Origin of the sequence: Planococcus sp. YIM B11945, from assembly GCF_050864155.1 — a bacterium.
In the GTDB taxonomy this organism is placed as follows: domain Bacteria; phylum Bacillota; class Bacilli; order Bacillales_A; family Planococcaceae; genus Planococcus.
Map to the genome: position 1 here is coordinate 650334 of NZ_JBOZWR010000003.1, position 25722 is coordinate 676055.

General features: G+C 48.4%; 24 protein-coding genes and 1 riboswitch. All 24 genes read right to left on the minus strand.

The genetic code is table 11. The annotated features are described in order from the left end of the window. Positions 1-127: 127 nt before the first annotated feature. The gene (locus ACRRQV_RS07645) at positions 128-1726 is read right to left on the minus strand and encodes a CTP synthase (protein ID WP_432529333.1); all 1599 of its coding nucleotides are present in this window, start codon (positions 1724-1726) and stop codon (positions 128-130) included. 158 nt (positions 1727-1884) lie between these two features. Then, positions 1885-2496, minus strand: a complete 612-nt coding sequence (gene rpoE / locus ACRRQV_RS07650) for a DNA-directed RNA polymerase subunit delta (protein ID WP_432529335.1) — start codon at positions 2494-2496, stop codon at positions 1885-1887. 409 nt (positions 2497-2905) lie between these two features. Continuing rightward, positions 2906-3229, minus strand: coding sequence for a hypothetical protein (locus ACRRQV_RS07655; RefSeq protein WP_432529337.1), 324 nt, complete (start codon positions 3227-3229; stop codon positions 2906-2908). Between the two features lie 85 nt (positions 3230-3314). Next, positions 3315-6566: a fused isobutyryl-CoA mutase/GTPase IcmF gene (gene icmF / locus ACRRQV_RS07660; protein ID WP_432529339.1), complete on the minus strand. Its 3252-nt coding sequence runs from the start codon at positions 6564-6566 to the stop codon at positions 3315-3317. Between the two features lie 6 nt (positions 6567-6572). Next, positions 6573-7214, minus strand: a complete 642-nt coding sequence (locus tag ACRRQV_RS07665) for a TetR/AcrR family transcriptional regulator (protein ID WP_432529342.1) — start codon at positions 7212-7214, stop codon at positions 6573-6575. Positions 7215-7229: 15 nt separating this feature from the next. Beyond that, entirely contained in the window at positions 7230-8369 is a 1140-nt protein-coding gene (locus ACRRQV_RS07670) for an acyl-CoA dehydrogenase (protein ID WP_432529344.1), read from the minus strand. Beyond that, positions 8366-8515, minus strand: a complete 150-nt coding sequence (locus tag ACRRQV_RS07675; RefSeq protein WP_432529346.1) for a hypothetical protein — start codon at positions 8513-8515, stop codon at positions 8366-8368. The genes ACRRQV_RS07670 and ACRRQV_RS07675 overlap by 4 nt, the downstream gene beginning before the upstream one ends. 90 nt (positions 8516-8605) lie before the next feature. Continuing rightward, the gene (locus ACRRQV_RS07680) at positions 8606-9742 is read right to left on the minus strand and encodes an acyl-CoA dehydrogenase (RefSeq protein ID WP_432529348.1); all 1137 of its coding nucleotides are present in this window, start codon (positions 9740-9742) and stop codon (positions 8606-8608) included. An 18-nt stretch (positions 9743-9760) separates the two neighbouring features. Continuing rightward, positions 9761-10612 (minus strand): 3-hydroxybutyryl-CoA dehydrogenase, encoded by an 852-nt coding sequence (locus tag ACRRQV_RS07685; protein ID WP_432529350.1) that lies wholly within the window; start codon positions 10610-10612, stop codon positions 9761-9763. 2 nt (positions 10613-10614) lie between these two features. Next, positions 10615-11811 carry an acetyl-CoA C-acetyltransferase gene (locus ACRRQV_RS07690; protein WP_432529352.1) on the minus strand — a complete coding sequence of 399 codons (1197 nt, stop codon included), beginning with the start codon at positions 11809-11811 and terminating at the stop codon, positions 10615-10617. Positions 11812-12142: 331 nt separating this feature from the next. Continuing rightward, positions 12143-14281, minus strand: coding sequence for a (Fe-S)-binding protein (locus ACRRQV_RS07695; RefSeq protein WP_432529354.1), 2139 nt, complete (start codon positions 14279-14281; stop codon positions 12143-12145). A 320-nt stretch (positions 14282-14601) separates the two neighbouring features. Next, entirely contained in the window at positions 14602-15270 is a 669-nt protein-coding gene (locus ACRRQV_RS07700) for an alpha-ribazole-5-phosphate synthase (RefSeq protein WP_432529356.1), read from the minus strand. After that, on the minus strand, positions 15270-15746 hold the full coding sequence (locus ACRRQV_RS07705; protein ID WP_432529358.1) for an ECF transporter S component: 477 nt from the start codon (positions 15744-15746) through the stop codon (positions 15270-15272). Before ACRRQV_RS07705 ends, ACRRQV_RS07700 begins: the two co-directional genes overlap by 1 nt. Further along, complete coding sequence (locus tag ACRRQV_RS07710) at positions 15746-16333, minus strand: cob(I)yrinic acid a,c-diamide adenosyltransferase (protein WP_432529360.1); 588 nt, start codon at positions 16331-16333, stop codon at positions 15746-15748. Before ACRRQV_RS07710 ends, ACRRQV_RS07705 begins: the two co-directional genes overlap by 1 nt. After that, a complete protein-coding gene (locus tag ACRRQV_RS07715) occupies positions 16305-16727 on the minus strand; it encodes a bifunctional adenosylcobinamide kinase/adenosylcobinamide-phosphate guanylyltransferase (protein WP_432529362.1) in 423 nt (140 codons plus the stop codon). The genes ACRRQV_RS07710 and ACRRQV_RS07715 overlap by 29 nt, the downstream gene beginning before the upstream one ends. Next, a complete protein-coding gene (locus tag ACRRQV_RS07720; RefSeq protein ID WP_432529364.1) occupies positions 16679-17263 on the minus strand; it encodes a histidine phosphatase family protein in 585 nt (194 codons plus the stop codon). Before ACRRQV_RS07720 ends, ACRRQV_RS07715 begins: the two co-directional genes overlap by 49 nt. Continuing rightward, positions 17236-18003: an adenosylcobinamide-GDP ribazoletransferase gene (gene cobS, locus ACRRQV_RS07725; RefSeq protein ID WP_432529366.1), complete on the minus strand. Its 768-nt coding sequence runs from the start codon at positions 18001-18003 to the stop codon at positions 17236-17238. Before cobS ends, ACRRQV_RS07720 begins: the two co-directional genes overlap by 28 nt. After that, positions 18000-19454, minus strand: coding sequence for a cobyric acid synthase (locus tag ACRRQV_RS07730; RefSeq protein WP_432529368.1), 1455 nt, complete (start codon positions 19452-19454; stop codon positions 18000-18002). Before ACRRQV_RS07730 ends, cobS begins: the two co-directional genes overlap by 4 nt. 4 nt (positions 19455-19458) lie before the next feature. Then, positions 19459-20007 (minus strand): bifunctional adenosylcobinamide kinase/adenosylcobinamide-phosphate guanylyltransferase, encoded by a 549-nt coding sequence (locus ACRRQV_RS07735; protein ID WP_432529370.1) that lies wholly within the window; start codon positions 20005-20007, stop codon positions 19459-19461. Continuing rightward, the gene (locus tag ACRRQV_RS07740) at positions 19989-21068 is read right to left on the minus strand and encodes a pyridoxal phosphate-dependent aminotransferase (RefSeq protein WP_432529372.1); all 1080 of its coding nucleotides are present in this window, start codon (positions 21066-21068) and stop codon (positions 19989-19991) included. The genes ACRRQV_RS07735 and ACRRQV_RS07740 overlap by 19 nt, the downstream gene beginning before the upstream one ends. Beyond that, positions 21055-22008: an adenosylcobinamide-phosphate synthase CbiB gene (gene cbiB, locus ACRRQV_RS07745; protein WP_432529502.1), complete on the minus strand. Its 954-nt coding sequence runs from the start codon at positions 22006-22008 to the stop codon at positions 21055-21057. Before cbiB ends, ACRRQV_RS07740 begins: the two co-directional genes overlap by 14 nt. Further along, positions 22002-23465, minus strand: a complete 1464-nt coding sequence (locus ACRRQV_RS07750) for an adenosylcobinamide amidohydrolase (RefSeq protein WP_432529374.1) — start codon at positions 23463-23465, stop codon at positions 22002-22004. The genes cbiB and ACRRQV_RS07750 overlap by 7 nt, the downstream gene beginning before the upstream one ends. 1 nt (position 23466) lies before the next feature. Further along, positions 23467-24435 carry a FecCD family ABC transporter permease gene (locus tag ACRRQV_RS07755; protein ID WP_432529504.1) on the minus strand — a complete coding sequence of 323 codons (969 nt, stop codon included), beginning with the start codon at positions 24433-24435 and terminating at the stop codon, positions 23467-23469. A gap of 16 nt (positions 24436-24451) precedes the next feature. Further along, positions 24452-25417, minus strand: a complete 966-nt coding sequence (locus tag ACRRQV_RS07760) for an ABC transporter substrate-binding protein (protein ID WP_432529506.1) — start codon at positions 25415-25417, stop codon at positions 24452-24454. A 109-nt stretch (positions 25418-25526) separates the two neighbouring features. After that, positions 25527-25713, minus strand: a riboswitch (cobalamin riboswitch). Positions 25714-25722 lie beyond the last annotated feature (9 nt).

The following is a 25722-nucleotide window of genomic DNA, read 5'->3' on the forward strand; positions in this document are numbered from 1 at the left end:
GCAGGAGCACACGGTTTTCGCAGAGCTGTTTTGCGGAATATCTATACTGAACCTTTTCTATTTTGATTAAAATATCATTCATAAAACAGTTAAAGCCTTCCTGAAAAAACTCAGGAAGGCTTTTGTATTATTTATTTTCAAGTGAAGCGCGCACGAATTCGCGGAATAGCGGCTGCGGGCGGTTCGGGCGTGAGATGAATTCCGGGTGGAATTGGCAAGCGACGAACCATGGGTGGTCAGCCAGTTCGATAATTTCCACCAAGCGGCCATCCGGGCTAGTGCCCGAGAATTTAAATCCGGCTGCTTCGAATTGCTCGCGGAATTCATTGTTGAACTCATAGCGGTGGCGGTGGCGTTCGTACACAATTTCTTCGCCGTATGCTTCGTGAGCTTTTGAACCTTTTTCCAATTTGGCTGGGTACAATCCTAGACGAAGTGTGCCGCCTAAATCTTCGATGTCTTTTTGTTCAGGCAACAAGTCGATGATTGGGTAAGGCGTTTTCCCATTCAATTCTGATGAATGCGCGTCTTCCAATCCCATAATGTTACGGGCAAATTCAACTGAAGCCAATTGCATACCTAAGCAAATTCCGAAAAACGGCACGTTGTTTTCGCGCGCGTATTGCGAAGCGACGATTTTTCCTTCAACGCCGCGATCGCCAAATCCGCCTGGCACTAGGATGCCGTCGACCTTGCTTAAAATTTCAGCAACATTTTCAGCATTGACGTGCTCCGCGTTGATCCAATCCACTTCGATTTCAGCATCGTGGGCAAACCCAGCGTGTTTCAACGCTTCAACAACTGAAATGTAGGCATCTTGAAGTTCTACGTATTTCCCGACAAGGCCAATGCGCACAGTTTTCGACAACGATTTCACTTTGTCGACCAATGCGATCAATTCCGTCATGTCCGCTTCCGGCGCTTTGATGCCGAAGTGGTCAAGAACGATTTGGTCCATATGCTGCTCTTTCAAACGAAGCGGCATTTCGTAAATCACGTCAACATCGCGTGATTCGATAACTTCTTCCGACTTGATGTCGCAGAACAAGGCAATTTTGTCTTTCATGTCTTGCGGCACTTCGTGTTCTGTACGTACGACAATCAGGTTCGGCTGAATGCCAAGGCTGCGTAATTCTTTCACGCTGTGCTGAGTCGGTTTGGTTTTCATTTCTTTGGCTGCGCCTAAGTAAGGAATCAACGTACAGTGGATGTACATCACGTGTTCGCGGCCTAAATCTGATTTCATTTGGCGAATGGCTTCTAAAAATGGCAGCGACTCGATGTCGCCGACCGTTCCGCCGATTTCCGTAATCACAACGTCCGCTTTCGCTGTTTTCGCAGCGCGCAGCAACCGTTCTTTGATTTCATTCGTAATGTGCGGAATAACTTGGACCGTTCCACCCAAATAATCGCCACGGCGTTCTTTTTGAATTACCGTCGAATAGACTTTCCCCGTCGTCACATTCGAGTATTTATTCAAATTGATGTCGATAAAGCGCTCGTAATGCCCAAGATCCAAATCCGTTTCCGCGCCGTCTTCCGTTACAAAAACTTCTCCGTGCTGGTACGGGCTCATTGTTCCTGGGTCAATGTTGATGTAAGGATCGAATTTCTGGATGGTCACGCTCAACCCTCTGTTTTTCAATAAACGCCCTAGTGAAGCGGCTGTAATTCCTTTGCCGAGTGAAGATACAACGCCACCGGTTACAAAAATATACTTTGTCATGCTTGCTTCCTCCTCGTGATTAAAAAAATAAAAAGCGCCCCTCCTGCTGCATGCAGAGGGAGCGCGTAAACTGTACGAATCATTTCTCCTGATTTTAAGGAGCCCAATAAAATCTTATCCAGTTCAGCTCCAGAAGTCAAGGTAAATAAATAGTCAGATTACTTTAGGTCTTCTTCATCTTCGTCTTCGTCGATGATGTTGCCATCCATGTCTTCAACCAGAACATCGACGTCCACTTCATCTTCGTCGTCTTCTACGTCAAAGTCGAGAACTTCAACTTCTTCCGGCAATTTGATTTCTTCGTCTTCTTCGTCTTCATCTTCGTCAGTTGGGATGCCAAGATCAATTGTGATGCCGCCATCCTCATCCTCATCTTCGTCATCTTCTTCATCAAAATCGTCAAATTCCAATTCATCTTCCAACTCAAGATCCATGTCATCGAAATCGTCGTCATCCGACGTTTTCGCTTTTTTCTTGCGTGCTTTAACGGTTGGAGCCGATTCTTCTTCGATCTGTTCTACAGGATACCATTCGCGAAGTCCCCAACGGTTTTCTCCTAAAATTAAAAAGCGGCCATCAATGTTGAGGTCCGTATAAAACTGAACTAAGCGCTCTTTCATTTCTTCTTGAGACCAGTCAAGCAAGTTTGCGATTTCTGCCACTAGTTCAGCATACGTTTTTGTTTCATGTGTTTCTTCGAGCATTGCATATGTCAAGTCAACGAATGACTCTTCTATTAGTTCTTCTTTCGATAATTCACGGATTTTCATATGTGCACGTCCCTTCTTCTCTTAACTTAATTCATTATATACAAAGTGTTAGCCCTACGCTAGCGTGTTTTCTTTTTTCTACTGCTTAACTGCGTCCAGCCAAAATAAAACAGGTAAAAAGACAAAACTAAAAAAGGAATGGAACCAAGTGCTTTTCCATATAAAAAGACAATGGAAGCAATGCAGAGAATAAATATTATGTAGTGGATCATCTTGGGCATGGAACATCATCCTCCGCTTGTCTGCAGTCAACTTTCTTTTATTATACCGAAGATAGCTGGCCATTACGACCGGCTGAGTTCGGTTAGAGAAGAAATTAATTGGTTTGCGGGTTTTCTTCTTTTTTTAAAAATATTTTCTTTTCGTCAAATAAATTATACTTTTTATCCCTTATAGCAGAGAATTTTCGCTATGCGTGCGTATTTTCTCCTGACCGTGCATATTTCTCACCGAGCGTGCGTATTTTTCGCCGAGCGTGCATATTTCTCGCTGAGCGTGCGTATTTCTCGCCGAACGTGCGTATTTTCTCCTGAGCGTGCGTATTTTCTCCTGACCGTGCATATTTCTCGCCGAGCGTGCGTATTTTCTCCTGAGCGTGCGTATTTTCTCCTGACCGTGCATATTTCTCACCGAGCGTGCGTATTTTCTCCTGAGCGTGCATATCTTTCGCTGAGCGTGCGTATTTCTCGCCGAGCGTGCGTATTTTCTCCTGAGCGTGCGTATTTCTCGCCATAAGGAAATGCGCAAAACCGTTTTTCAACGAATTTTGCGCATTCTGTCTTCATGTCGGAGCAAGATGTGACCGCTCCAGCTTTTCCTTACATGTTTCGGCGATATTGCCCGCCTACTTCGTATAAAGCTTGCGTGATTTGGCCAAGGCTTGCCACTTTTACGGTTTCCATCAATTCTTCGAAGATGTTGCCGCCAGTTTTAGCCACTTGCTTCAAGCGCTCCAACGCATCTTCGGAATTGTTGCGTGCTTGGAAAGCAAGCAAGTTGTTGATTTGCGTTTCTTTTTCTTCCGTTGTCGCACGGGCGATTTCCATAGCGTTGATGTCGTCATCGCTCTGCGGGTTCGGATTCAAATACGTGTTGACGCCGATAATCGGCAGTTCGCCCGTATGTTTTTTCATTTCGTAGAACATGGATTCTTCCTGGATTTTTCCGCGCTGGTATTGCGTTTCCATCGCGCCAAGAACGCCTCCGCGGTCGTTAATGCGGTCAAATTCAGCCAACACCGCTTCTTCGACAAGCTGCGTCATTTCTTCAACGATGAACGCGCCTTGCAGCGGGTTTTCGTTTTTCGACAAGCCGTGCTCTTTTGTGATGATCATTTGGATCGCCATCGCACGGCGCACGGATTCTTCCGTCGGCGTTGTGATCGCTTCGTCGTAAGCATTTGTGTGAAGCGAGTTGCAGTTGTCCTGCAGCGCCATCAATGCTTGCAGCGTTGTGCGGATATCGTTGAAATCGATTTCCTGTGCGTGCAGGCTGCGGCCTGACGTTTGCACGTGGTATTTCAATTTTTGGCTGCGTTCGTTTGCGCCGTATTTATCGCGCATAACGATTGCCCAGATGCGTCGAGCCACGCGGCCAATCACCGTATATTCCGGATCCAAGCCGTTTGAGAAGAAGAACGACAAGTTCGGTGCGAAATCGTCAATGTTCATGCCGCGGCTCAAGTAATACTCCACATAGGTGAAGCCGTTTGACAACGTAAACGCCAATTGCGAAATCGGATTCGCACCCGCTTCAGCAATATGGTAGCCCGAAATCGAAACTGAATAGTAGTTGCGCACTTTGTGGTCGATAAAGTATTGCTGAATATCGCCCATCATGCGCAGCGCAAATTCAGTCGAGAAGATGCATGTGTTTTGCCCTTGGTCTTCTTTCAAAATATCCGCTTGAACCGTTCCGCGCACCACTTGCAAAGTGCCTTCACGGACTTCTGTGAATTCTTCAAGCGTCAGCGTGCGGCCAAGGCGTTCTTCATTCACCTTCACTTGCTGATCGATTGCTGTGTTCATGAACATTGCCAAAATGATCGGTGCTGGCCCGTTAATCGTCATCGATACCGATGTCGACGGCGCACACAAATCAAAGCCGGCGTACAATTTCTTCATATCGTCCAGCGTACAGATGGAAACGCCTGACTCGCCGACTTTTCCGTAAATGTCCGGGCGGTGATCCGGATCTTCGCCGTAAAGCGTTACCGAGTCGAACGCCGTCGATAAGCGTTTGGCGTCGTCGTCTTTTGATAGGTAATGGAAGCGTTTATTCGTCCGTTCCGGTGTTCCTTCCCCTGCAAACTGGCGTTTCGGATCTTCCCCTTCGCGTTTGAACGGAAATACCCCAGCCGTATAAGGGAATGAACCTGGAATATTTTCCAAATAAACCCATTTGATAATTTCGCCGTAATCCTGAAATTTCGGCAACGCCACTTTTGGCACTTTGATGCCTGATAGGCTTTCGGTGCGCAAAATCGTCCGAAGTTCTTTGTCGCGTACGCGTGTGACGAATTCATCGCCAGCGTATGCTTCTTGCATCGCTTTCCAGTTGTCCAAAATCCGTTTCGACTCAACGGTCAATTCATCGCGGACGCCGTTTGCCAACGATTCAAGCGATGCTACGAGTGCATCGTCCGGCGCTTTTTCTTTGACGGCTTCGATTGCGCCTTCAAGTTGGAACAAGCGGCGGGCAAATTGGGATTGCTCTTGCGTTTTTGCGTGGTAGCCGCGGACTGCGTCAGTAATTTCCCGCAGGTAATAGCGGCGGTCATTTGGAATGATCAAATTTTCTTTTTGTGTTTTTGCAAATTTTTCGTAATCGGTCTGCCAATCAGTGTCACATTTCGCGTTGACGGTCGCAACCAAAGCGGCAAACAACGCGTTTGTGCCTTTATCGTTAAACTGGCTGGCAATGGTGCCGTATACCGGCATGCTGTCTATTTCCTGGTCCCACAGTTCGCGGCTGCGCTGGTATTGCTTTTGCACTTGGCGCAGTGCATCTTCTGAACCCTTGCGCTCGAATTTATTGATGACAATCAAATCGGCGTAATCGATCATGTCGATTTTTTCAAGCTGTGAAGGCGCACCGAATTCGCTCGTCATGACGTACATCGAAACGTCCGAGAAGTTTGCGATTTCCGCATCTCCTTGGCCGATTCCGCTTGTTTCCACGACGATCAAGTCGAAGTCAGCCGCTCTCACGACATCCAAGACATCGCCTAACGCGCTTGAAATTTCCGTACGGGAACCACGAGTTGCTAAACTTCTCATGAATACGCGCTTGTTGAAAATCGCGTTCATGCGGATGCGGTCGCCCAGAAGCGCGCCGCCCGTTTTTTGTTTCGTCGGGTCAATTGACAGCACCGCGATTTTTTTGTCCGGAAGTTCCGATAAAAAGCGGCGGATCAACTCGTCCGTAAGCGAACTTTTTCCCGCTCCGCCTGTGCCGGTAATTCCCAGCACTGGCGTATTGTTGCTTTTCGCGCGAACCGCGTTCAGCAATTCTTCCACGTTTGTATCGCGTGTATGCGCTTCTTCAACAGCCGTAATGACGTTTGCCAGCACTACCGGATTTTCCGTCGATAAATTGTCCGGAATCTGGTTCGGTTTAACCGTCGAGAAATCACTTTCTTCCACGATTTCCTGAATCATGCCTTGAAGCCCTTTTTTACGTCCGTCTTCTGGAGAAAAAATGCCGGCAATGCCGTAAGCTTCCAGTTCTTCGATTTCACGCGGCAAAATGACACCGCCGCCGCCGCCGTAAATGCGGATATGGCCAGCGCCTTTTTCCTGCAGCAGGTCGTGCATGTATTTGAAATACTCCACATGTCCGCCTTGGTAAGAAGAAATCGCAATGCCTTGCACGTCTTCTTGAATGGCCGCGTTCACCACTTCTTCAACCGAGCGGTTATGGCCGAGGTGAATCACTTCGACACCCGCACTTTGCAAAATGCGGCGCATAATGTTGATCGATGCATCGTGGCCGTCAAAAAGGCTTGATGCCGTAACAAACCGGATGTGGTTTTTCGGCTTATAAGTTGTTGCTTCTTGTATTGTCGCCATTATTTATTAAGCCCCCTGTATCGAGATTTTTTCTCCTGCCATCCCTCGCAAAAGAAATTGAGTTTGCATAGCAATAAATTCTTGAATGGTGAAATCGCGGAGCGCCCAGCGCCGAAACGCCCACATTTGCCCTTGGACGAATAAATGATGGGACGCGAGAACGATTTCTTTTGGCGAAAGTGTTAATTCGCCGCTTTCCACACATTCCGTCAGCAAGCGTTCAAACAGCGACACCATTTCCAATTCTTTTTTCAATACGTATTGCAGCGCGTCTTTCGGCAGCGACTTGGATTCCTGATACATGACAACGTATTCGTCCTGCATGTCATCGATCAAGCCGTAATAATGCTCGAGCGCTGTAACCAATACTTCCAACGAACCTTTTTCAATGTCGAGTGAATCCAGGCGCACGTGGACTTCATCGTAAATCGAGTCACAGACCAGATACAGCACATCTTCTTTTGTACGGATGTACTCGTACAGCGTGCCGATGCTGAAGCCGGCTGCTTTTGCGATTTCCCGTGTCGTCGTCCGGTGAAAGCCTTTTTGTTTAAAAAGCGTGACAGCACCGCGGATCATCTGCGCACGGCGCTTCTCGATCAGGCTTTCGTCTTTTACGGAGGACTGTATTTCACGCTTTTTATTCATCGCCATTACCTCCGGTTATTTAGTGACCATACGGGAAATAACGAGACGTTGGATTTCCTGTGTGCCTTCATAGATTTGCGTAATTTTCGCGTCGCGCATAAAACGTTCCACTGGGTAATCTTTCGTGTAGCCATATCCGCCAAATACTTGAACCGCTTCAACGGTCACTTTCATCGCTGTATCGCCAGCCATCAATTTCGCCATTGCCGACTCTTTGCTGTAAGACAATTTGTTTGATTCCAGCCAAGCAGCTTGGTAAGTCAACAGACGTGAAGCTTCGATCGACGTCGCCATGTCAGCCAATTTGAACGAAACGCCTTGGTTTGCCGCAATCGGCTTGCCGAATTGCTCGCGCTCTTTTGCGTAGTTGACTGCAGCGTCCATTGCGCCTTGTGCAATTCCGACCGCTTGAGCAGCAATTCCGTTGCGTCCGCCATCAAGCGTCTGCATTGCGATTTTAAAGCCTTGGCCAAGTTCGCCAAGCATGTTTTCTTTAGGCACGCGGCAGTTGTCGAAAATGATTTCAGTTGTCGGGCTCGAACGAATGCCGAGTTTCTTCTCTTTTTTGCCGACCGAAAATCCTTCAAAATCTTTTTCAACAATAAAAGCAGTCGTCCCTTTATGTTTTGATTCTGGATCCGTAACTGCGAATACCACATAAATATCGGCAATGCCGCCGTTTGTGATGAAGATTTTCGACCCGTTCAAGATGTAAGCGTCGCCGTCTTCTTTCGCAGTCGTTCTCATGCCGCCTGCGTCAGAACCGGATTGCGGCTCTGTTAAGCCGTATGCGCCGATTTTTGTTCCTTCAGCCATCGGGCGAAGGTATTTTTGCTTCTGTTCTTCCGTACCGAATGTGTAAACCGGCCATCCAGCAAGTGAAGTATGGGCTGAAAGCGTAACGCCTGTTGATGCGCAAACGCGTGACAATTCTTCCACTGCGATGCAGTATGCCAAGTAGTCAGAACCGATGCCGCCGTACTCTTCCGGCCAAGGAATCCCGGTAAGGCCAAGTTCAGCCATTTTGTCGAAAATTTCGCGGTCAAAGCGTTCTTCTTCGTCGCGTTCTTCTGCTGTCGGCCCTACTTCGTTTTCTGCGAAGTCGCGCACCATTTTGCGGATCATTTCGTGTTCTTCAGATAGTTGAAAGTTCATTGTCTAATTCCTCCATTAGTTTTGGATATGTTATATTCCAATTTGAAGAAATCGCTCCAGGCGGACGCTTTCCGCGGCAAAAACGTTGCTCCTGCATCGCTGCGCTGCTTCGTCGCAAACAAGTTGAACAAAATGCTTTTGTCCAACTTGTTCGCCGCCTTCCGCTATTTCTTCTAGTTATCGTTTAGTTTATTGTTCATGTAAGCCTCAGACTGCTGTTAGCTCCAATAAATTTATTACTTTAGTAATTGCTTGCTAATAACAATTCGCTGTATTTCGCTTGTGCCTTCGTAAATTTCAGTGATTTTCGCATCCCGGAACAAGCGCTCAACCGGGTAATCTTCGGTGTAGCCATAGCCGCCGTAGACTTGGACCGCTTCGATCGTGATGTCCATCGCCGCTTTTGACGCAAACAATTTTGCAATGGATGCTTCTTTGTTGCAGTCTTTGCCTTGTGCGTACAAATCTGCTGCGTTGTAAACGAGCAGTTTCGCCGCTTCTACTTGAGTCGCCATGTCTGCTAATTTAAAGCCGATGCCTTGCTGAGCAGCGATGGGTTTGCCAAATTGCTCGCGCTCTTTTGCGTAAGCCACTGCATATTCATAAGCGGCTTCTGCAATGCCAAGCGCTTGCGCTGCAATGCCGATGCGGCCGACGTTCAAGTTGGCCATCGCGATGCTGAAGCCTTTATTTTCCTCGCCGAGCAAGTTTTCAGCCGGCACATGCATGTTGTCGAACGTCAATTGGACGGTGCGCGAACCGTGAAGGCCCATCTTCTTTTCATCTTTCCCAATGATCAAGCCAGGGTAATCTTTTTCTACAATAAAGGCCGAAATGCCGCGCGAACCTGCTTCCGGCTTTGTCGATGCGAATACGATGTATGTATCAGCTTCGCCGCCATTGGTAATAAAAACTTTTGAACCGTTAATAACATAATGGTCGCCGTTTTTAACCGCTTTCGTCTTTAAACTTGCCGCATCTGATCCAGCAGAAGGCTCGGTCAAAGCAAATGCGCCCAAGTATTCGCCCGATGCCAATTTCGGAATGTATTTTTCAATTTGCTGCTCGGTCCCAAAATTCAAGATCGGGTTTGTGCCGACCGATGTGTGGACCGATAAAATAACGCCGATGACTGCGCTCGCTTTTGACAATTCATGGATGGCGCTAATGTACGAAGTGAAATCCATTTCGGAGCCGCCGTATTTTTCGGGAGCGGTAATGCCCATCAACCCAAGGTCAGCCATTTTCTTTAAGATTTCCCGCGGGAATTCCCCTGCTTCCATCCGGTCGATAAATGGTGTAATTTCTTCTCTTGCAAAGTTGCGCACCATATCGCGCATCATAATCTGTTCTTCTGTGAATCGCAAATCCATTGCGGTTCCTCCTAAATATTAAGTGTATTCGTAGAATCCGCGTCCGGTTTTTTTGCCAAGCCATCCAGCCTTTACGTACTGGCGCAAGAGTGGGCTTGGCCGGTATTTGCTGTCGCCAAAACCGTCATGCAGCACTTCCATGATGTACAGGCACGTATCCAAGCCAATAAAATCAGCAAGTTGCAGCGGCCCCATCGGGTGGTTCATGCCGAGGCGCATAATGTCGTCAATGGCTTCTTTTGTTGCTACGCCTTCTTGAAGCGTGAAAATCGCTTCGTTGATCATCGGCATCAAAATCCGATTTGAAACAAATCCTGGGAAGTCGTTGCATTCGACCGGTGTTTTCGATAATTTCAAGGTCATTTCTTCAACAGTTTTGTATACTTCGTCCGTTGTAGCAAGGCCGCGGATGATTTCAACCAGTTTCATGACCGGAACCGGATTCATGAAATGCATGCCGATCACTTGTTCCGGACGGTTGGTCACTGCCGCGATTTCCGTGATTGGAAGTGATGAAGTGTTGGACGCTAAAATTGCATGTTTCGGCGCAACTTCATCGAGTGTTTTGAAAATGCTGTGTTTGATTTCCATGTTTTCAACCGCTGCTTCGATGACGATGTCCGCATCATGCGCATCGTTCAAATCAAGGGAAGAAGAAATGCGGCTCAATACCGCCGTTTTTTCTTCTTCTGTCATGCGGCCTTTTTCAACGTTGCGGGATAAGTTCTTCGTAATGTTGCCGATTCCTCGGTCGTATGCTTCTTGTTTCATATCGTTCAGTTTCACGTTAAACCCTGCTTGCGCACACACTTGTGCAATGCCGGAACCCATTTGGCCGGCGCCAATTACCATTACGTTTTGAATCGCCATTGTCAGTTTGCCTCCTGTTTTGGAACTTCGATCATGATTGCATCGCCTTGGCCGCCGCCTGAGCAAATGGCCGCGATGCCAACGCCGCCTCCGCGGCGCTTTAATTCATAAGCAAGCGTCAAAATGATGCGTGCGCCGCTTGCACCGATCGGGTGGCCAAGTGCGACCGAACCGCCGTTGACGTTCACTTTTTCAGCATCAAGTTTGGCAATTTGTGAACTCGCTAGCGCCACTGCTGCAAATGCTTCATTGATTTCCACCAAATCGACATCATCCAGCGTTTTGCCGGTTTTCTTCAATAGTTCATTGATGACAATTCCGGGTGTTTCCGGGAACCGGTGCGGGTCAATGGCCACTTCAGTATGCGCCAAAATATGTGCAAGCGGCTGTTTGCCTTCTTTTTCTGCGCGCTCTTCGCTCATCAAGACCAGCGCCACCGCTCCGTCATTGATGCCAGGCGCGTTGCCGGCTGTGATGGTACCATCTTTGCCGAAGGCCGGTTTTAATTTTGCCAATGCTTCGATTGTTGAATTGGCACGTGGGGCTTCGTCAAAATCAACTGTAATCGGATCGCCTTTTTTTTGCGGGATTTCGATCGGTGCGATTTCTTCAGCGAACAATTCTTTTGCTGCAATCGCACGCTCATGAGAACGGGCAGACCATTCGTCTTGCGCTTCACGCGTCAACGCAAAAGCTTCTGCTGTCGAGTTGCCGTAAGTTCCCATATGGACGCGGTCCGGGTGGAAGGAACAAGACAAGCCGTCGTGGACCATGCCGTCGATCACTTGAGCATCTCCCATGCGCAATCCCCATCTGCCTTTCGGCAAGTAGTAAGGTGCGTTTGACATCGATTCCATGCCGCCAGCGACGATCACTTCTTCATCGCCAAGCCGAATGATTTGGTCCGCAAGTGTCACGCTGCGCATACCGGATGCACAAACTTTATTGATTGTTTCCGATTTAACGTTGTAAGGGATTCCCGCTTTTTTAGCCGCTTGCCGTGAAGGGATTTGTCCTTGGCCTGCTTGCAAAACGTTCCCCATAATGACTTCTTGAATTTCTTCCGGCTGAACGCCCGCGCGGTTCATTGCTTCTTTGATCGCGACGGCTCCAAGCTCACTTGCTGTCAATGTGCTAAGGTTGCCTCCAAATTTACCGAATGCTGTACGTGCCCCATCAAGAATAACTGTTTTTGCCATGATCTTTTTTCCTCCCTTTTTTGTAAACGGTTACAGTGGTTAATAAAAAAATATTGAGGTTTAAGAAGAATTAAATTTTGGTGTCGTTATTCCACAAAACATTGCTCCAGTTTCTGCATCGCTTCGCTAGCTTCGAAACATGAAAGGGCGTTGCATCGCTTCGCTAGCTTCGAGGCAAATCATTCTGGCGCCATTTCTTGGCGCCAGAATGATTGACTGAACGCTCGCTCGGTTTTAAACCAAATTAAAAGGGAGCGCTATACTCCCTTTTAATTTTTTACTCTATAGGTGAATCTTAACCAATTTTCGGGCTTTTTGCAATTTTTATTTCTTACTGCACGATTGCTGGCTCGAGTTCAGGGGATGAATTGCCGATTACGGCCATTTCCAAGAGCTCGGCCACATCGTATGTGCCGACTGTTTCTTCGACTTCTTTCGCTTTCGTTCCGTCTGACAGCATCGTCAAGCAGTACGGGCATCCGGAAGAGATGATTGTCGGGTTCACTTCAAGCGCTTGTTCTGTGCGCGCTACGTTGATGCGGTGGCCTTTGTCTTCTTCCATCCACATCAAGCCGCCGCCTGCTCCACAGCACATGCCGTCTTGGCGATTGCGGACCATTTCGACCAATTCTACGCCTTCGATTGATTTCAAAATCTCGCGCGGCGCATCGTATACGTCGTTGTAGCGGCCAAGGTAGCAAGAATCATGGAACGTAATTTTTTCATTGACCGGGAATTGCGGTTTTAAACGGCCTTCTTGGACCAGTTCAAACAGCATTTCCGTATGGTGGTAAACTTCCGCTTTAAATCCGAAGTCCGGGTATTCGTTTTTGAAAATGTTGTACGCATGCGGGTCAATCGTAACGATTTTCGTGATGCCCGCTTTTTCGAATTCTTGGATATTCGCAGTTGCCAGTTCTTGGAACAAGAATTCATTTCCTAAGCGGCGCGGCGTATCTCCTGAGTTCTTTTCTTTGTTGCCGAGAATCGCGAATTTGACGCCTGCTTCGTTCATCAAACGGGCAAATGACAACGCAATTTTTTGAGAGCGGCTGTCGAATGAACCCATCGATCCAACCCAGAACAAAAATTCAAATTCTTCTTTTGCTTTGTTCATTTCTTTTACTGTTGGAATGGAAATGTCTGGACGTGCATCTCTCCAGTTTTCTTTTTCTTTGCGGTTAAGGCCCCAAGGGTTGCCTTGTTTTTCGATGTTGGTCATCGCACGCTGAGCGTCTTTGTCCATTTTCCCTTCCGTCATTACAAGGTAACGGCGAAGGTCGATGATTTTGTCAACGTGCTCGTTCATTACCGGACATTGGTCTTCACAGTTGCGGCAAGTTGTACATGCCCAAATCTCTTCTTCTGTGATAACGTCGCCGATCAAGCTCGGGCTGTAAAGTTCATCGATTGAGATGCCTTCAGCGCCTGCAGCCATTGCCAGCTGATTGCCTTTTGAATTATTGAATGCCAAAGCCGGCACCCATGGTTTTTGGCGAGTCGTAACTGCGCCGGTGTTTGTTAAGTTGTCGCGCAGTTTCGTAATCAAATCCATCGGCGAAAGCATTTTGCCGGTTCCCGTTGCCGGGCACATATTTGTACAGCGTCCGCATTCTACGCATGCATAGAAGTCGATCATCTGCGCTTGATTGAAATCGGTGATTTTCCCAACGCCGAACGATGGAACGGCATCTTCGTCTTCTTCGTCTTCCATTTCTTCAAAATTGATCGGCTTTAAGCGGCCGACATGGTCGACGCGGTGGAACCACGTGTTGACTGGCCCAAAGATCAAATGCGCGTGCTTGGATTGCGGCACGTACACCAAGAAAGTTAGTAGGAACAATAAATGCGCCCACCACATTACGTAAAAAATAGCAGCGGCAGCGGTTTCTGGAAGCCCAGAGAACAACGTTGCGAATAATGATGCAACCGGTTCAGTCCAAGCTGTTTCATGTCCTTGCCAAATCATGCCTGCGCCGTTTCCGATCAAAACGGAAACCATTAAACCACCAATGAAAATCAGCACAAGGCCTGATTTCCAGCCGCGTTTTAAGCGGACCAGTTTTTCAATGTAACGTCTGTAGAACGCCCACACCACAGCCACCAAAATTGTCAGCGTAACGATTTCCTGGAAAAACGTAAACGCCGGGTAAAGCGGCCCTAGTGGAAGATGCGCTCCTGGCACCAATCCTTTGATGATAAAATCAATGGCGCTCGCCTGCACAAGTAAAAATCCGTAGAAGAACATGACGTGGATCGTTCCGCTCTTCTTGTCTTTCATCAATTTTTTCTGGCCAAAGACGTTGACCATTACTTTCCGCAAGCGCTCGTTGAAGTTTTCCTCAAACTCCACTTTCTTGCCGAGCTTGATAAAGTCGTACCTGGTCTTCAGCAAATAAAGAAACAGGAAAACTGCATATGCAGTTATTGCCAAAAATAACACCCAGTTTGCTATGAGCAATGGCTCCATGTGGTAATCCCCCTTGTGGTATGTGTATTCTAAAAAATTCCTGAAATTGTTTCCTGCGGACTATGTTTAAGTATAATAAATCTGCTCTCATCATAAAATATGAATGAGCATTCAGTCAATAGGAAATTTGAAAGGGTTTTCATCTATTCAAAAGCAATTTCACGCTTTCGTCAAGAGTTAGTTATGAATTACTAGACCACTCAAACGGATAATGTGATTTTTCAACATCTAACATGCCATCTTTAAGCAATCTGGAGAAGAAGTGACAGTTGTGTGCGGACTCCACTACTCAATAAAAAAACACCACCCGAAAGTGGTGTTTACCGTAAAGGAATAAAAAACTCACCGAAATGATTTTTCATTTCGTCTATCTTCTCTTCTCGTCCGCCGATCAGCACGCACGTCGACGGCCCGCCGGAAACAAAAACATCAATCGCAGGCAATGCTTCGATGGTTTTACCAAGCAACCTTTCCGCTTCAATCGCAATGCCTTTTGAACCGACCGGCCAGACGCGTTCGATCAATCCCGATTCCTGTGCTTGCTGAATTTTTTTCAGATCTGCGATTTGTTCTTTTTTCTCAATAACCTCTTGTCCGGCGAGCGGCATGCCATACACAAACCATTCGAGCGGTTCCGCAACCCGGTCTCGAATCCGTTTCCCCATCATCGTCACCGCCACTCCGGATTGCATCGTCTCCATATTCGTCTCTGAACTGCCCGCCAATTGAATCGAAGTCAATCCAATCTCCGAAAACAATTCTTCAATTCCTGCCACATAGCGCGCCCATTGTGTTTCGCCGCTAAAATTATGGAGCAGCACGGCAGCCGGTTCGCTGCCAGCCGCCCATTGTTCCAACAGCGCAACACGCGCAGCAAATTTCGCGGTCATTTCATCCGATGCTTGGACCGCATCCAGCGGCTTTTCACCGATGGCTGCTGAATTATCGGAAGTAACGACCCACTCTCCCAGAGTTAATTCATGGCGCATTATTTCACCCGCTCCCTGAAACGTGCTGCCATAAATGGCATGACGAGCCGGGCGCCGAGCGCGTTAATCGATGCGGCAAGCAGAAGCCCTGGAACCGTTGCGTAGAAAAAGGCCGGCGACAGCAAGAAGTAAAAAGGAATCGCGGCAACAACACCGTTGCCAATAATAAACGCTGGCCATTTCCAAACGCTCCGCCCCTGTTGATGCAATTTCGCAAAAAGCCAGACGACCAGCCACATTTCCAGTGCAACAATTACGTGCAGCGGCCCAAGCGGAAAACCGCCGATCAACGCTGAGACAATATGGCCAAGAGCTGCAATCACACCAGCAAGCGGCGCTGAAAAAAACAGCACGGCTACGAGCGCCGGCATGGCGTCGAGCGCAATGGAAGTGACGCCGAGCGGAATTTTAATCATGCCGCCGACAGCCGACAAACTGATGAACATTGCCGCCAAAGCCAGTTTCTTAGTATCCATCAGTCTTTTTGCGCTGAGCGCCCGCTGTTTTTAAAGACGATGGCGCTGCGGACGTATTCGTTGTCGGGGACGCCCGTACGTGAATTGGCAACGCGCGCAGCCACGAATAAATAATCGGACAACCGGTTCAAATAGCGCTGCACGACTTGCGGAAACACTTCGCCCGATTTCATTAACGTGACCGTTTGGCGCTCTGCCCGACGCGTGACGGTGCGCGCAATGTGCAATGTCGCTGCAGCCGGTGATCCGCCCGGCAAGATAAAGCGCTCCAAAAGCGGCGGTTCTTCCATCAATTCATCCATCCGTTTTTCCAACACTTCAACCGGTTCATCAGTCATTTTAAATTTTGGCGTGTTGCGGACATCCGCCAAGTCGCCGCCACAATCAAATAATTCGTTTTGAATGGCTTCCAAATCCACAAGGATATCCGCAAATTTTACCGGGTCCAATTCCGTCATCGCTTTGCCGATAAATGAATTCACTTCGTCAATCGTCCCGTATGCTTCAATGCGCGGCGCATCTTTATCAGCGCGCGCCCCAATTAAACTTGTCTGCCCTTTATCGCCGGTCTTCGTGTACATTTTCAATGCCTTCATCCCCTTTTAAAAGTTCCGGTATCCCGTACCAGATTCGAGTCACGCTCGCCGCCTGTTTGAATAACCATTGATACAGCCTGCCGACCGTATCGCGCTGCTGGCGTTCGATCGGATCAAGCGGCACAATGCCCCGGTTGATATCCGTTAAAATCCATATTTGATGAGTGTTTTCTAATACATGCGACTGAACCGCTTGCAAAATTTCGGCTTCCGCCATGCCTTCTTCCAACCGGCGCTTCACCCAATTTTCCACTCCTGCAATTACCACATGTGAAGTAGACGGCTTCGGCAGTTCGGCTTCATGCCAAACCCAGTCGCGATTTTTCAATTGTTCTTTTACAAAGTCGCGTTTGCCATTAAAGGCTCCGCCGAACACGATATGCATGCTACTCCCTCCTTAAACGCTTGGCGGTTTTGCCACACGAGCGTATGGCGCGTGCCGTGAAGCGCAAGTTGCTGCTGAAACATCGTCTGTTTCCCTCGTGCCATTAAATAACGGATCGGGCCGCCGTGCGCAACAACCGTAAATTCATATCCTGCCGGAAGCGCCAGCACGGCCCGTTCCACACGCGCTGCCATTTCCGCTAAACTTTCGCCAGCAGGAGGCGAATACGAATACGGATCATCAATCCACTTTCGATACGCGTTGTCTTGTTCAAGCTGCGCGTATGTTTTTTGTTCCCATTCACCGAAATGGCATTCTCGAAAATCGGCATTTGCCTGGTAGCAGGCATTCGGAAACAGCCGTTTTGCCGTTTGCCGGCAGCGCAGCAAATCACTGCCCCACACTTCCGCAACGTCAGGAAACACTTTTGCCTCAAACTCCAACACCGGTTCATCCGTCCAGCCGATATACTGTTTCAACTTATTCCCGCGCGTCGGTGCGTGGCGAATCAAATGAAGAATAAAAGCGTCGTCCATAACAGCAGCTCCGTCCCTTCTACGTAAGCTCCGAACAAATCACCGGTCATCCCGCCGAAATTCCGCAAGCACCACTGGCGATACGCTTTAAATGACGCCAAAAGCATTCCGATCAAAGCGAGTGATACTCCCCAGCTTGCTCCGACTCCTAATAAAACCAAAACGGCTGCTAAATAGCCTATGCTCACTAAGAAAAGAAGCTTTCGATTCGACCGTTTTTGAAAAAAAGCCGCCAATCCGTCTTTTTTAGCGCTTTCCGTCACGCTGAATAAAAGAAGCAAGCCCGTTCTCGAAAGAATAGGAACAGCGGCAATCGCTAATAAAGAAAGATGCGGAATCGCTTCAGCTATCACGATCACTTTTCCTGCAATCGCCAAAATCAGCACCATCGCACCGAATGCACCGATTCTTGGATCTCCCATAATCTCGAGGCGCTTGGTTCGGTCCTGATAAGAAAAGTACGCATCCCCAACATCGGCCATGCCGTCCATATGCAAGCCGCCAGTCAACACAAGCGACAGCACAACGACCACAAATGCCATCAGCAATGAACTCAAATCGGTGTAATCCGACAAAACAAACACACACCCACTGATAAGGCTGCCAAACAACGCACCCAAAACCGGCAGCACGCCGTACATTGCCGTTACGTCATTCTTCTCGAGCGGCAACTCTTTTTTCACCGGAAAGACCGAGAAAAACTGAAGCACCAATAACATGCCTGTTCCTAGATGGCTCATCCGCTTTCCTCCATCATTTGTTCAATTTTGCGCCAATCGATATGCGCTTTAACATGCTCCGCCCAGCGGCTGTAGCGGTCCGGGCTCTCTTTCACTTTAGGAGTCGGCAACTTTTTCTCTGCTCGAATAGGGGCTAAAAAAGCTTGCCGGCATTCCGGGCTGTCAAAAAAGCCGTGGAGATGTGTGCCAAAAATATTGCCTTGCTGAAACCCTTCACTGCTGTCTTCATAGATAATCAGTGGATTCGATACAGCAGAAGATCTCCCGTTATGGATTTCATATCCCTCCACTTTGGCTTCTTTCCCTTGAATCTGCACGAAACCTCGGCGCCTTTTGACGAATTTTTCTTCTGTGAAAAAGGTAGCCATTTCAGGAATGAGCCCAAAACCAAGTTCCAGTTCCGCTTTCGTTCCATCAAACCCATTGGGATCCGATAACGTACTACCAATCATTTGAAACCCTCCGCACAAAGCGACAATTTGCGTATTCTTCTCTAAGGACCACAAGACTTTTTCAATGCCTTGCTGCTTCCAATAGCGCAAGTCCGCAATCGTGCTTTTCGTTCCAGGAAGAATAAGAATATCAGGGTTGCCGATTTCTCTTGCAAACTCCACCCAGCGAACCCCCACATCCGATTCGCCCAGCAACGGTTCGATATCCGTAAAATTTGAAATAAAAGGATGTTTCAATACCGCTATATCGATTGGGCAATCTGATTGTTTTCTCGTTAAAGCTGCGACGCCCAGCGAATCTTCCTGCTCGATTTCATGATCCGCCATATAAGGGATGACACCCACAACGGGCAGCTTCGTATACGATTCCAAAAAAGCGACGCCGTCTTCAAAAAGCCGAAGGTCGCCGCGGAATTTATTGATTACAATCCCTTTGACGCGTTGCGGATTTGGCATGAGAGCAAGCGTTCCGACAATGGAAGCAAAAACTCCGCCCCGTTCAATGTCGGCGACTAAAATGACGGGTACATCAGCGCGTTCCGCAACCGCCATATTGACGATTTCCCTGTCGTTCAAATTCACTTCAGCCGGGCTCCCTGCACCTTCGATGACTACATGCGTAAAATTCTTCGCTAAGTTCCCAAGCGCTTGATCAATCGCCGCCAGCCCTTTTTCGTAAAAGTTGGAGCGGTAATCCATGCCGTCCATCGTCTGAAGCTTTTTGCCGAACAGAACGATTTGAGATTTCATGCCACTTTCAGGTTTCAACAAAATAGGGTTCATGTCGACTGTGGCCACGGTACGGGCGGCTTCTGCCTGTATGCCTTGAGCTCGCCCAATTTCCTCGCCCAAAACAGTTACGTAGGAGTTGTTCGACATGTTTTGTGATTTGAACGGGGCCACTTTGACGCCATTATCGGATAAGATCCGACAAAACGCTGTGCAAATCATGCTTTTCCCGACATCAGAAGCCGTTCCTTGAATCATTACTCCCCGCATAAAATCACTTCCTTCTATACGCGATCCCGTTTTCCATTTCAATGGCTTGGCCGGCTTCTGCAGCTAACCATCTATGTATCGTTCCTAGCCATTTTTGATATGCTTCGTCACGCACAAAATCATCGAGCACTTCGTTCGAAACCACGACCAGCAAGTGTGCCTGTTGCAGCATAGCGGCTAATGTCCCCTGCAAATCCAGCCATTTTTGTTCCATGCAGCCATGGCGGGCAATACACGGATTATTCTGTTCCCAGCCTTCATACAGTTCATTCGCAAGCCAAGTTGTGGCACAATCCCATAAAATGGCGTCGCCCGATTGGATTTCCCCGACAGCGGCAGCCATATTTACCGGCTGGTCGATCGTTTTCCAGCTATGTCCACTGCGGTCCTGTTGATGGCGCAAGATGCGCGCTTTCATTTCTGCGTCTTCAGCGCGGCCGCTTGCCAAATAAATACGGCGGGCGGCACCGGACGCAAGAACGATTTGCTCAGCATATGCGCTTTTTCCGCTTCTGACGCCGCCGCTGATGAAAATCAATGCCCCTTTAGCCAATTCGCCATCTCCTTCCGAAGCTCCTTCATCTGCTCTTCGGATTTCATGCCGATCCGGAACCACTGCCCGTCCATGCCGCAAAACGATTTGGTGTGCCGAAGCACGATGCCCGCTTTCAGCATAGCCGTGAAAAACGCTTCGGATTGTTCCGGATGCGGCAGCTGGAACGTTAAAAAGTTCGCAGCAGCATTCGTCACCAAACATCCATGTTCCACTAAAAATTCCGTCATCTGTTGCCGCTCACGATTTGCCGCTCGGATTACGTTATCACGGTATTCAAATTCAGAAAAACAGCAGGCGCCAATATTCGCGGACAACGCGTTGACGTTCCAATGCGCTGCGCCTTTGGTCAATTCGCTTAACAAGGGTGCCTCGGCAATCACGTATCCGAGGCGCAATCCGGGGATTGCGTACATCTTGGTCATCGACCGGACAACAATCAAATTCGGAAATTCGGGCAAATGGGGAATAATCGATGCTTGTTCGCCAATAAAATCGATGAATGCTTCATCGACGACTAGTTCACAACCGACTTCCCGGCAACGTTGCGCGAGCTGCAGCAAGTCTTCCACACGCGCTTTCACACCCGTTGGATTGTGGGGATTGCAAATATAAAGAGCGGCACAGCCTGCAACCGCACGCGCGATTTCATCAATCGGCAAGTGCCAGCCGCTTTCCGCCGTTAACTGCACCGCCTTTATTTCGACTTGTTCTGCTTCTAGGCTTTTGCGGTATTCTGAAAAGGCAGGTTCGATCAATACCACCCGTTTGCCCCGGTACCGGCGCGCAAGCCACGTAAAAACTTCCGCCGCTCCGTTCGCTGCTGCAATTTGTTCGGCTGAAACGCTGTGGAAATTCGCCGCTGCGCTGCGAAACGGTTCTGCATCGGGATCCGGATAGCGGCCAATCAGCCCGCGCATTTCTGCCCAACTTTCTTCAATAAAAGCAGGCGGCCCGAACGGATGGACGTTTTCGCTAAAATCCAAGATGCGTTTTGGCTGTTCCATTCCCGCTTTCTCGTATAAAAGATGGGGGTTTGCCCCGTGGTCAGGTAAGTTCAAGCAAAAGCCCTCCTACTGCAAATATAATAAAAAACCAGCCAGTGGCAATATGCATATGCCGGACTGCCTCCCGGATATGGTCCGCTTCCAGTTCAACTACTTTTGTCCCCATTTTCGCCCGGTTCGACCGGATGCCTTTATATGTATTGATGCCGCCGAGTTCAACCCCCAACTGGATCGCCGTCGCCGCTTCCAGCCAGCCGCTGTTTGGGCTTGGATGTTTTTTGGCATCGCGGCGCCATTCAGAAATCCGTTTTTCGATAGGCAATGACCGTTCGTTTTTGGTCATTATTAGAATAAGCAATCCGGTGATGCGGCTTGGAATGAGATTTAAAACATCATCTATTTTGGCAGAGGCGTACCCAAAGCGTTCAAATTCCGCATTTTTGTAGCCGACCATAGAATCGCATGTATTCACCGCTTTATACAGCCACAATCCCGGAGCACCTAAAAGAAATGCCCAGAACAATGGCGCGGTGACGCCGTCGCTCGTATTTTCCGAAACCGTTTCGACCACGCCTCTGGTGATTTCGCTTTCATTCAATTGTTCCGTGTCGCGGCCGACAATCCAGGACAATTTTTGCCGCGCCTGGACCATATCTTTTTCAACAAGCGGCCGGTACACGTCTTCTGCCGCAAGGCGTAAACTTTTTTGGGCAAGGCCTGACGCAATCAAAAGCGCTTCCACAAGCATTCCGACAAGCCAATGAACCGAATAGCCGAATGAAACAATCCAATAGGCGGCCAGAAAAGCCAAGCCGGCTACAATCATCGTAAGGAAAAATCCGTTGCGAAATGCTTTCGGGCTTTTATTCAGCTTCTTCGTCAGCGTTGAAATAAGCGTCCCGAGCCAGCGCACAGGATGCGGCCATTCCGGCGGGTCTCCGATGAGCCGGTCTAAGACAAGTCCAAGGGCAATCGCCGCAATATGCGTTACCATGCCTGTTTCACGACTCGGTATTGCCGAATAGCCTGGGTAGTGCATTCAAAAACTCCGTAGCCGATCAGTTTTCCAAGTTCCGTAATCGGACCGGCATAAGGCAAATCGGCGCCTTGCTGCGTCGCTGCTACTAAACAGCTGTCCGTCGATGTGCCTGTGGCAATCGTATTTGTCAGAGGGTCCATTACCTCTTCGTTATGCAGCGCTTTCGTTTTTGCTTCCGTTGCGGTGACCATAGCCTGGATAAACGCTTCATCTGACAGGCGGCCGTTGACAAAAATCCATGTGTTGATGGTGCCAACTTGGCTTGCGCGTTCAATTGCCTTGGACACATCGACCGCATTGCCGACACCTGCCGTAATGGCAACGATCACCGAACCGAAAGTTCCTTCATATTCCCGGATGACGGCGTCTTCAGTGTGGACCGCTGTCATCATGCCCACGGTATCCGTCGCTTTAAAGCCGCGTTTGGCAATAAAGTCCGCCATTTCCCGCACACTGTCGTCAATATGATAATCATACGGCACGTGGCGATTCATAAAAGTGCGGTACCAGCCCGCCCCTGCATTGACGACTGCGGACGAAATCGTTTTTAACGGAATCGGGCTTTCGTATAACACAAATTCCGAAGAAGCAGCAAAATCATGTGCTTTGATCACAAACGGTTCAACTTGCCGTTCAATGCCCGGCAATAAAGTGATTTGCGGCTTTGGCAGTTCCGGATGGGGATGGTTGCTGACCCTTGTTTTGTAAACGGCTTCGATGTCTTGTTCTCGGACCACTTCATGCGGCTCGCCCATTCGTTCGACGCGGCCATGATCCAGCAGCAAAAGCTCATCGCAATACATCGCAGCGAGGTTGATGTCATGAAAAATCGATACGATGGTCAATTCTTTATCGATGGCTTGTTTTTTGATGGTATCAAGCAGTTCTTTTTGGTGATTGATGTCCAAATGGTTCGTCGGTTCATCGAGCAGCAAAATCGAAGCGTCTTGTGCCAGCGCCTGTGCCACAAAAACGCGCTGCTGCTCGCCTCCAGACATGCGGTCGATCAGCGTGTGTTCATATTGCTCGATATCCATCAATTCCATCGCTTCTTTGACGGCCGCTTCGTCTTCTTCTGACCACGAAGAAAACCAGCCGCTTTGGTGCGGGTAGCGGCCAAGAGAAACGGTTTCACGGACAGTATGTTCAAACGCATGGGCGTGAAGCTGCGGCAAAACGGCCATTTTGCACGCCAGTTCTTTTGGCGAAAATTCGTTGAGCGGTTTCCTGCCGATTTCTATTGTTCCGCTTTTTGGTGGCAAAATCCCGCTGATGAGTTTCATTAACGTGGATTTCCCGCTGCCGTTCGGCCCTAGAATCCCGAGCATTTGGCCTTTTCCGACCTGGAACGATACATCATTGACTATGTTTTTCTCGCCATAGCCTCCAGATAAATTGGTGATTTGCAGCATATTAAACCCTCCCTTTTCGTTGGCGGAAAAAGATTAACGCAAATACTGGCGCTCCGATAAATGCAGTGATAACGCCAATTGGCAATTCTGATGGCGAAATGATAGTCCGTGACACCAAATCACAAAGAATGAGCAATGCCGCTCCGTTAATTAACGATAATGACAGCACATGCCGATGATCAGATCCCCATAACAGCCGGGTCATATGCGGCACCACTAAGCCGACAAATCCAATAGTTCCAGAAACGGAAACTGCCGCGCCCGCCAATACCGAACCACCGATCAAAATCATCGCTTTTCTTTTTTTGACGTCGACACCGAGATGCCTCGCACGTTCTTCCCCGAACAACATGACATTCAATTCACGCCGGTTCCACCATAAAACAAATGAGCCAATCAGTACAAAAGGAGCCGCCATTTGAACATAAGGCCAGCCGCGCATTGATACACTGCCTAACAGCCAGCCGATAATCTGGCGCAGTTCTTCCCCCGATAAAGCGATCATTAACGAGATGGCCGAACCAAGAAAAGAACTGAAAATGATTCCTGTTAAAATGACGGTTTCCATTTTCATCGACCGGTCGACGAGCCGCGCAAAACCCATAACGGCAAGCATCGTCAACAGCGCGCCGATCATGCTCATGACCGGCAGTGTATACATTCCTAAAAAAGGCACTGAAATGCCGAAAAAGAGCGTCATTACGGCGCCTACTGATGCACCGGATGACACTCCTAAAGTGTAAGGGTCCGCTAACGGATTTTTCAGCAGGCCTTGGAATGCAGCCCCCGCAATCGCAAGAGAAGCGCCAACAAGACCAGCCAACACAACTCGAGGCATGCGAATATTCCATAAAATATTGGCAGCCATTTCATCCGATCCTGGATTCCATATCACTCTCGGAGAAATCGAAACCGTTCCGACCGTTACACCCAGCACCACAGCCCCACCCAAAAGCAAGAGAGAGACAATATAGGCTAGAAAGCTTTTATTCACTAAAGACCTCTGGATAAATCGCTTTTGCCATTTCCATCAAGCCATCCGTCAAACGAGGACCGGAACGGGTCACCATATCCGAGTTTACATCAAACACAGCTTTCTCTTTTACCGCTGTCACTTCGCCAAAACCGCTGCGCGAAAGAACTTTCTCAGTTGCATCCGGCGTATAGTAGCCGTACGTTGTTAAAATAACATCCGGATTTTTTTCAACAATCGCTTCTGGATCCATGCTTACCCATCCTTTAAGATCTCCCGCTACGTTTTCAGCATTGATCATCGTCAGCATTTCATCCATGAACGTGCCGCTTCCCGTAGTGTAAATCTCAGGTTCTGCCCCTACTTCCACAAAAACGGATTTTGGTTCTTTAACAGTTTTAGCCTGCTCTTCGATTTCAGCCACTTCTTCTTTCATTTCCGCAATCTCAGCCTGTGCTTCTTCTGTCGCTCCTGTGGCTTTTCCGATTGTCTCGATCGTTTCATACACTTCTTCAAAAGTTTCAGCATTATTGACCACAAAAACTTTTACGCCTGCGTCACGCAATTGCTGAAGCCCGGCATCGCCTACACCAAGACCTGACTCATGGGCCAAAACGATATCCGGTTGAAGGCTGATGATTTTTTCTACATTGAATTCTTGCCCGCCGATTTTTTCAACATCGGCCGTTTCTTCTGGGTAATTATCAAAATCGGACAAGCCGACCATTTTTTCGCCTAAGCCAAGTTCATACGCAATTTCCGTATTTGAAGGAACCATCGACACAATTGCATCCGGTTCTTCTTCAAGGACAATTTCTTCGCCTACTTCATCCGTCAACGTTACCGGAAATGCCGCTTCTGCAGCTGGTGCTTCCGTTGCTGTCTCTTTTTCTGTAGCCGGAGCTGCCTCTTCTCCGCAGCCTGCTAATAACGCCGCTGCCAGTCCTGCACTAATTCCAAATTTCCAATACTTCTTCACCATAAATGAAATCCTCCGTTTCTATAAAAAAAATCCCCCGCATTAAACCTGCGAGGGATTGAAAGGACGACATAAAAAACATGCGCATCCCGGCCTGTCCTCGCAAGCGTGTGGGTGTTTCATAAAGGCAGGTCTCCTGGCTTGTGATCAACGCTTTCTGCGCCTTCCCAAAGCGTTGCTTCAGTGGCATGTTGCAGATTGCTATCACTTACAGTGGCGGGACCGCGCCGGAATCAAACCGGCTTCCCTTTTAACTCATGTTCTTAGACATAAGCACCTTTATGATGGGCTATGAAATTTGTATT

Bases quoted from the DNA above. Each gene is read 5' to 3' on its own strand.
- ACRRQV_RS07645 (WP_432529333.1), bottom strand. From the start codon at position 1,726: ATGACAAAGTATATTTTTGTAACCGGTGGCGTTGTATCTTCACTCGGC.
- rpoE (WP_432529335.1), bottom strand. From the start codon at position 2,496: ATGAAAATCCGTGAATTATCGAAAGAAGAACTAATAGAAGAGTCATTC.
- ACRRQV_RS07655 (WP_432529337.1), bottom strand. From the start codon at position 3,229: ATGGCGAGAAATACGCACGCTCAGGAGAAAATACGCACGCTCGGCGAG.
- icmF (WP_432529339.1), bottom strand. From the start codon at position 6,566: ATGGCGACAATACAAGAAGCAACAACTTATAAGCCGAAAAACCACATC.
- ACRRQV_RS07665 (WP_432529342.1), bottom strand. From the start codon at position 7,214: ATGAATAAAAAGCGTGAAATACAGTCCTCCGTAAAAGACGAAAGCCTG.
- ACRRQV_RS07670 (WP_432529344.1), bottom strand. From the start codon at position 8,369: ATGAACTTTCAACTATCTGAAGAACACGAAATGATCCGCAAAATGGTG.
- ACRRQV_RS07680 (WP_432529348.1), bottom strand. From the start codon at position 9,742: ATGGATTTGCGATTCACAGAAGAACAGATTATGATGCGCGATATGGTG.
- ACRRQV_RS07685 (WP_432529350.1), bottom strand. From the start codon at position 10,612: ATGGCGATTCAAAACGTAATGGTAATTGGCGCCGGCCAAATGGGTTCC.
- ACRRQV_RS07690 (WP_432529352.1), bottom strand. From the start codon at position 11,811: ATGGCAAAAACAGTTATTCTTGATGGGGCACGTACAGCATTCGGTAAA.
- ACRRQV_RS07695 (WP_432529354.1), bottom strand. From the start codon at position 14,281: ATGGAGCCATTGCTCATAGCAAACTGGGTGTTATTTTTGGCAATAACT.
- ACRRQV_RS07700 (WP_432529356.1), bottom strand. From the start codon at position 15,270: ATGCGCCATGAATTAACTCTGGGAGAGTGGGTCGTTACTTCCGATAAT.
- ACRRQV_RS07705 (WP_432529358.1), bottom strand. From the start codon at position 15,746: ATGGATACTAAGAAACTGGCTTTGGCGGCAATGTTCATCAGTTTGTCG.
- ACRRQV_RS07715 (WP_432529362.1), bottom strand. From the start codon at position 16,727: ATGCATATCGTGTTCGGCGGAGCCTTTAATGGCAAACGCGACTTTGTA.
- ACRRQV_RS07720 (WP_432529364.1), bottom strand. From the start codon at position 17,263: ATGGACGACGCTTTTATTCTTCATTTGATTCGCCACGCACCGACGCGC.
- cobS (WP_432529366.1), bottom strand. From the start codon at position 18,003: ATGAGCCATCTAGGAACAGGCATGTTATTGGTGCTTCAGTTTTTCTCG.
- ACRRQV_RS07730 (WP_432529368.1), bottom strand. From the start codon at position 19,454: ATGCGGGGAGTAATGATTCAAGGAACGGCTTCTGATGTCGGGAAAAGC.
- cbiB (WP_432529502.1), bottom strand. From the start codon at position 22,008: ATGGTAACGCATATTGCGGCGATTGCCCTTGGACTTGTCTTAGACCGG.
- ACRRQV_RS07750 (WP_432529374.1), bottom strand. From the start codon at position 23,465: ATGCTGCAAATCACCAATTTATCTGGAGGCTATGGCGAGAAAAACATA.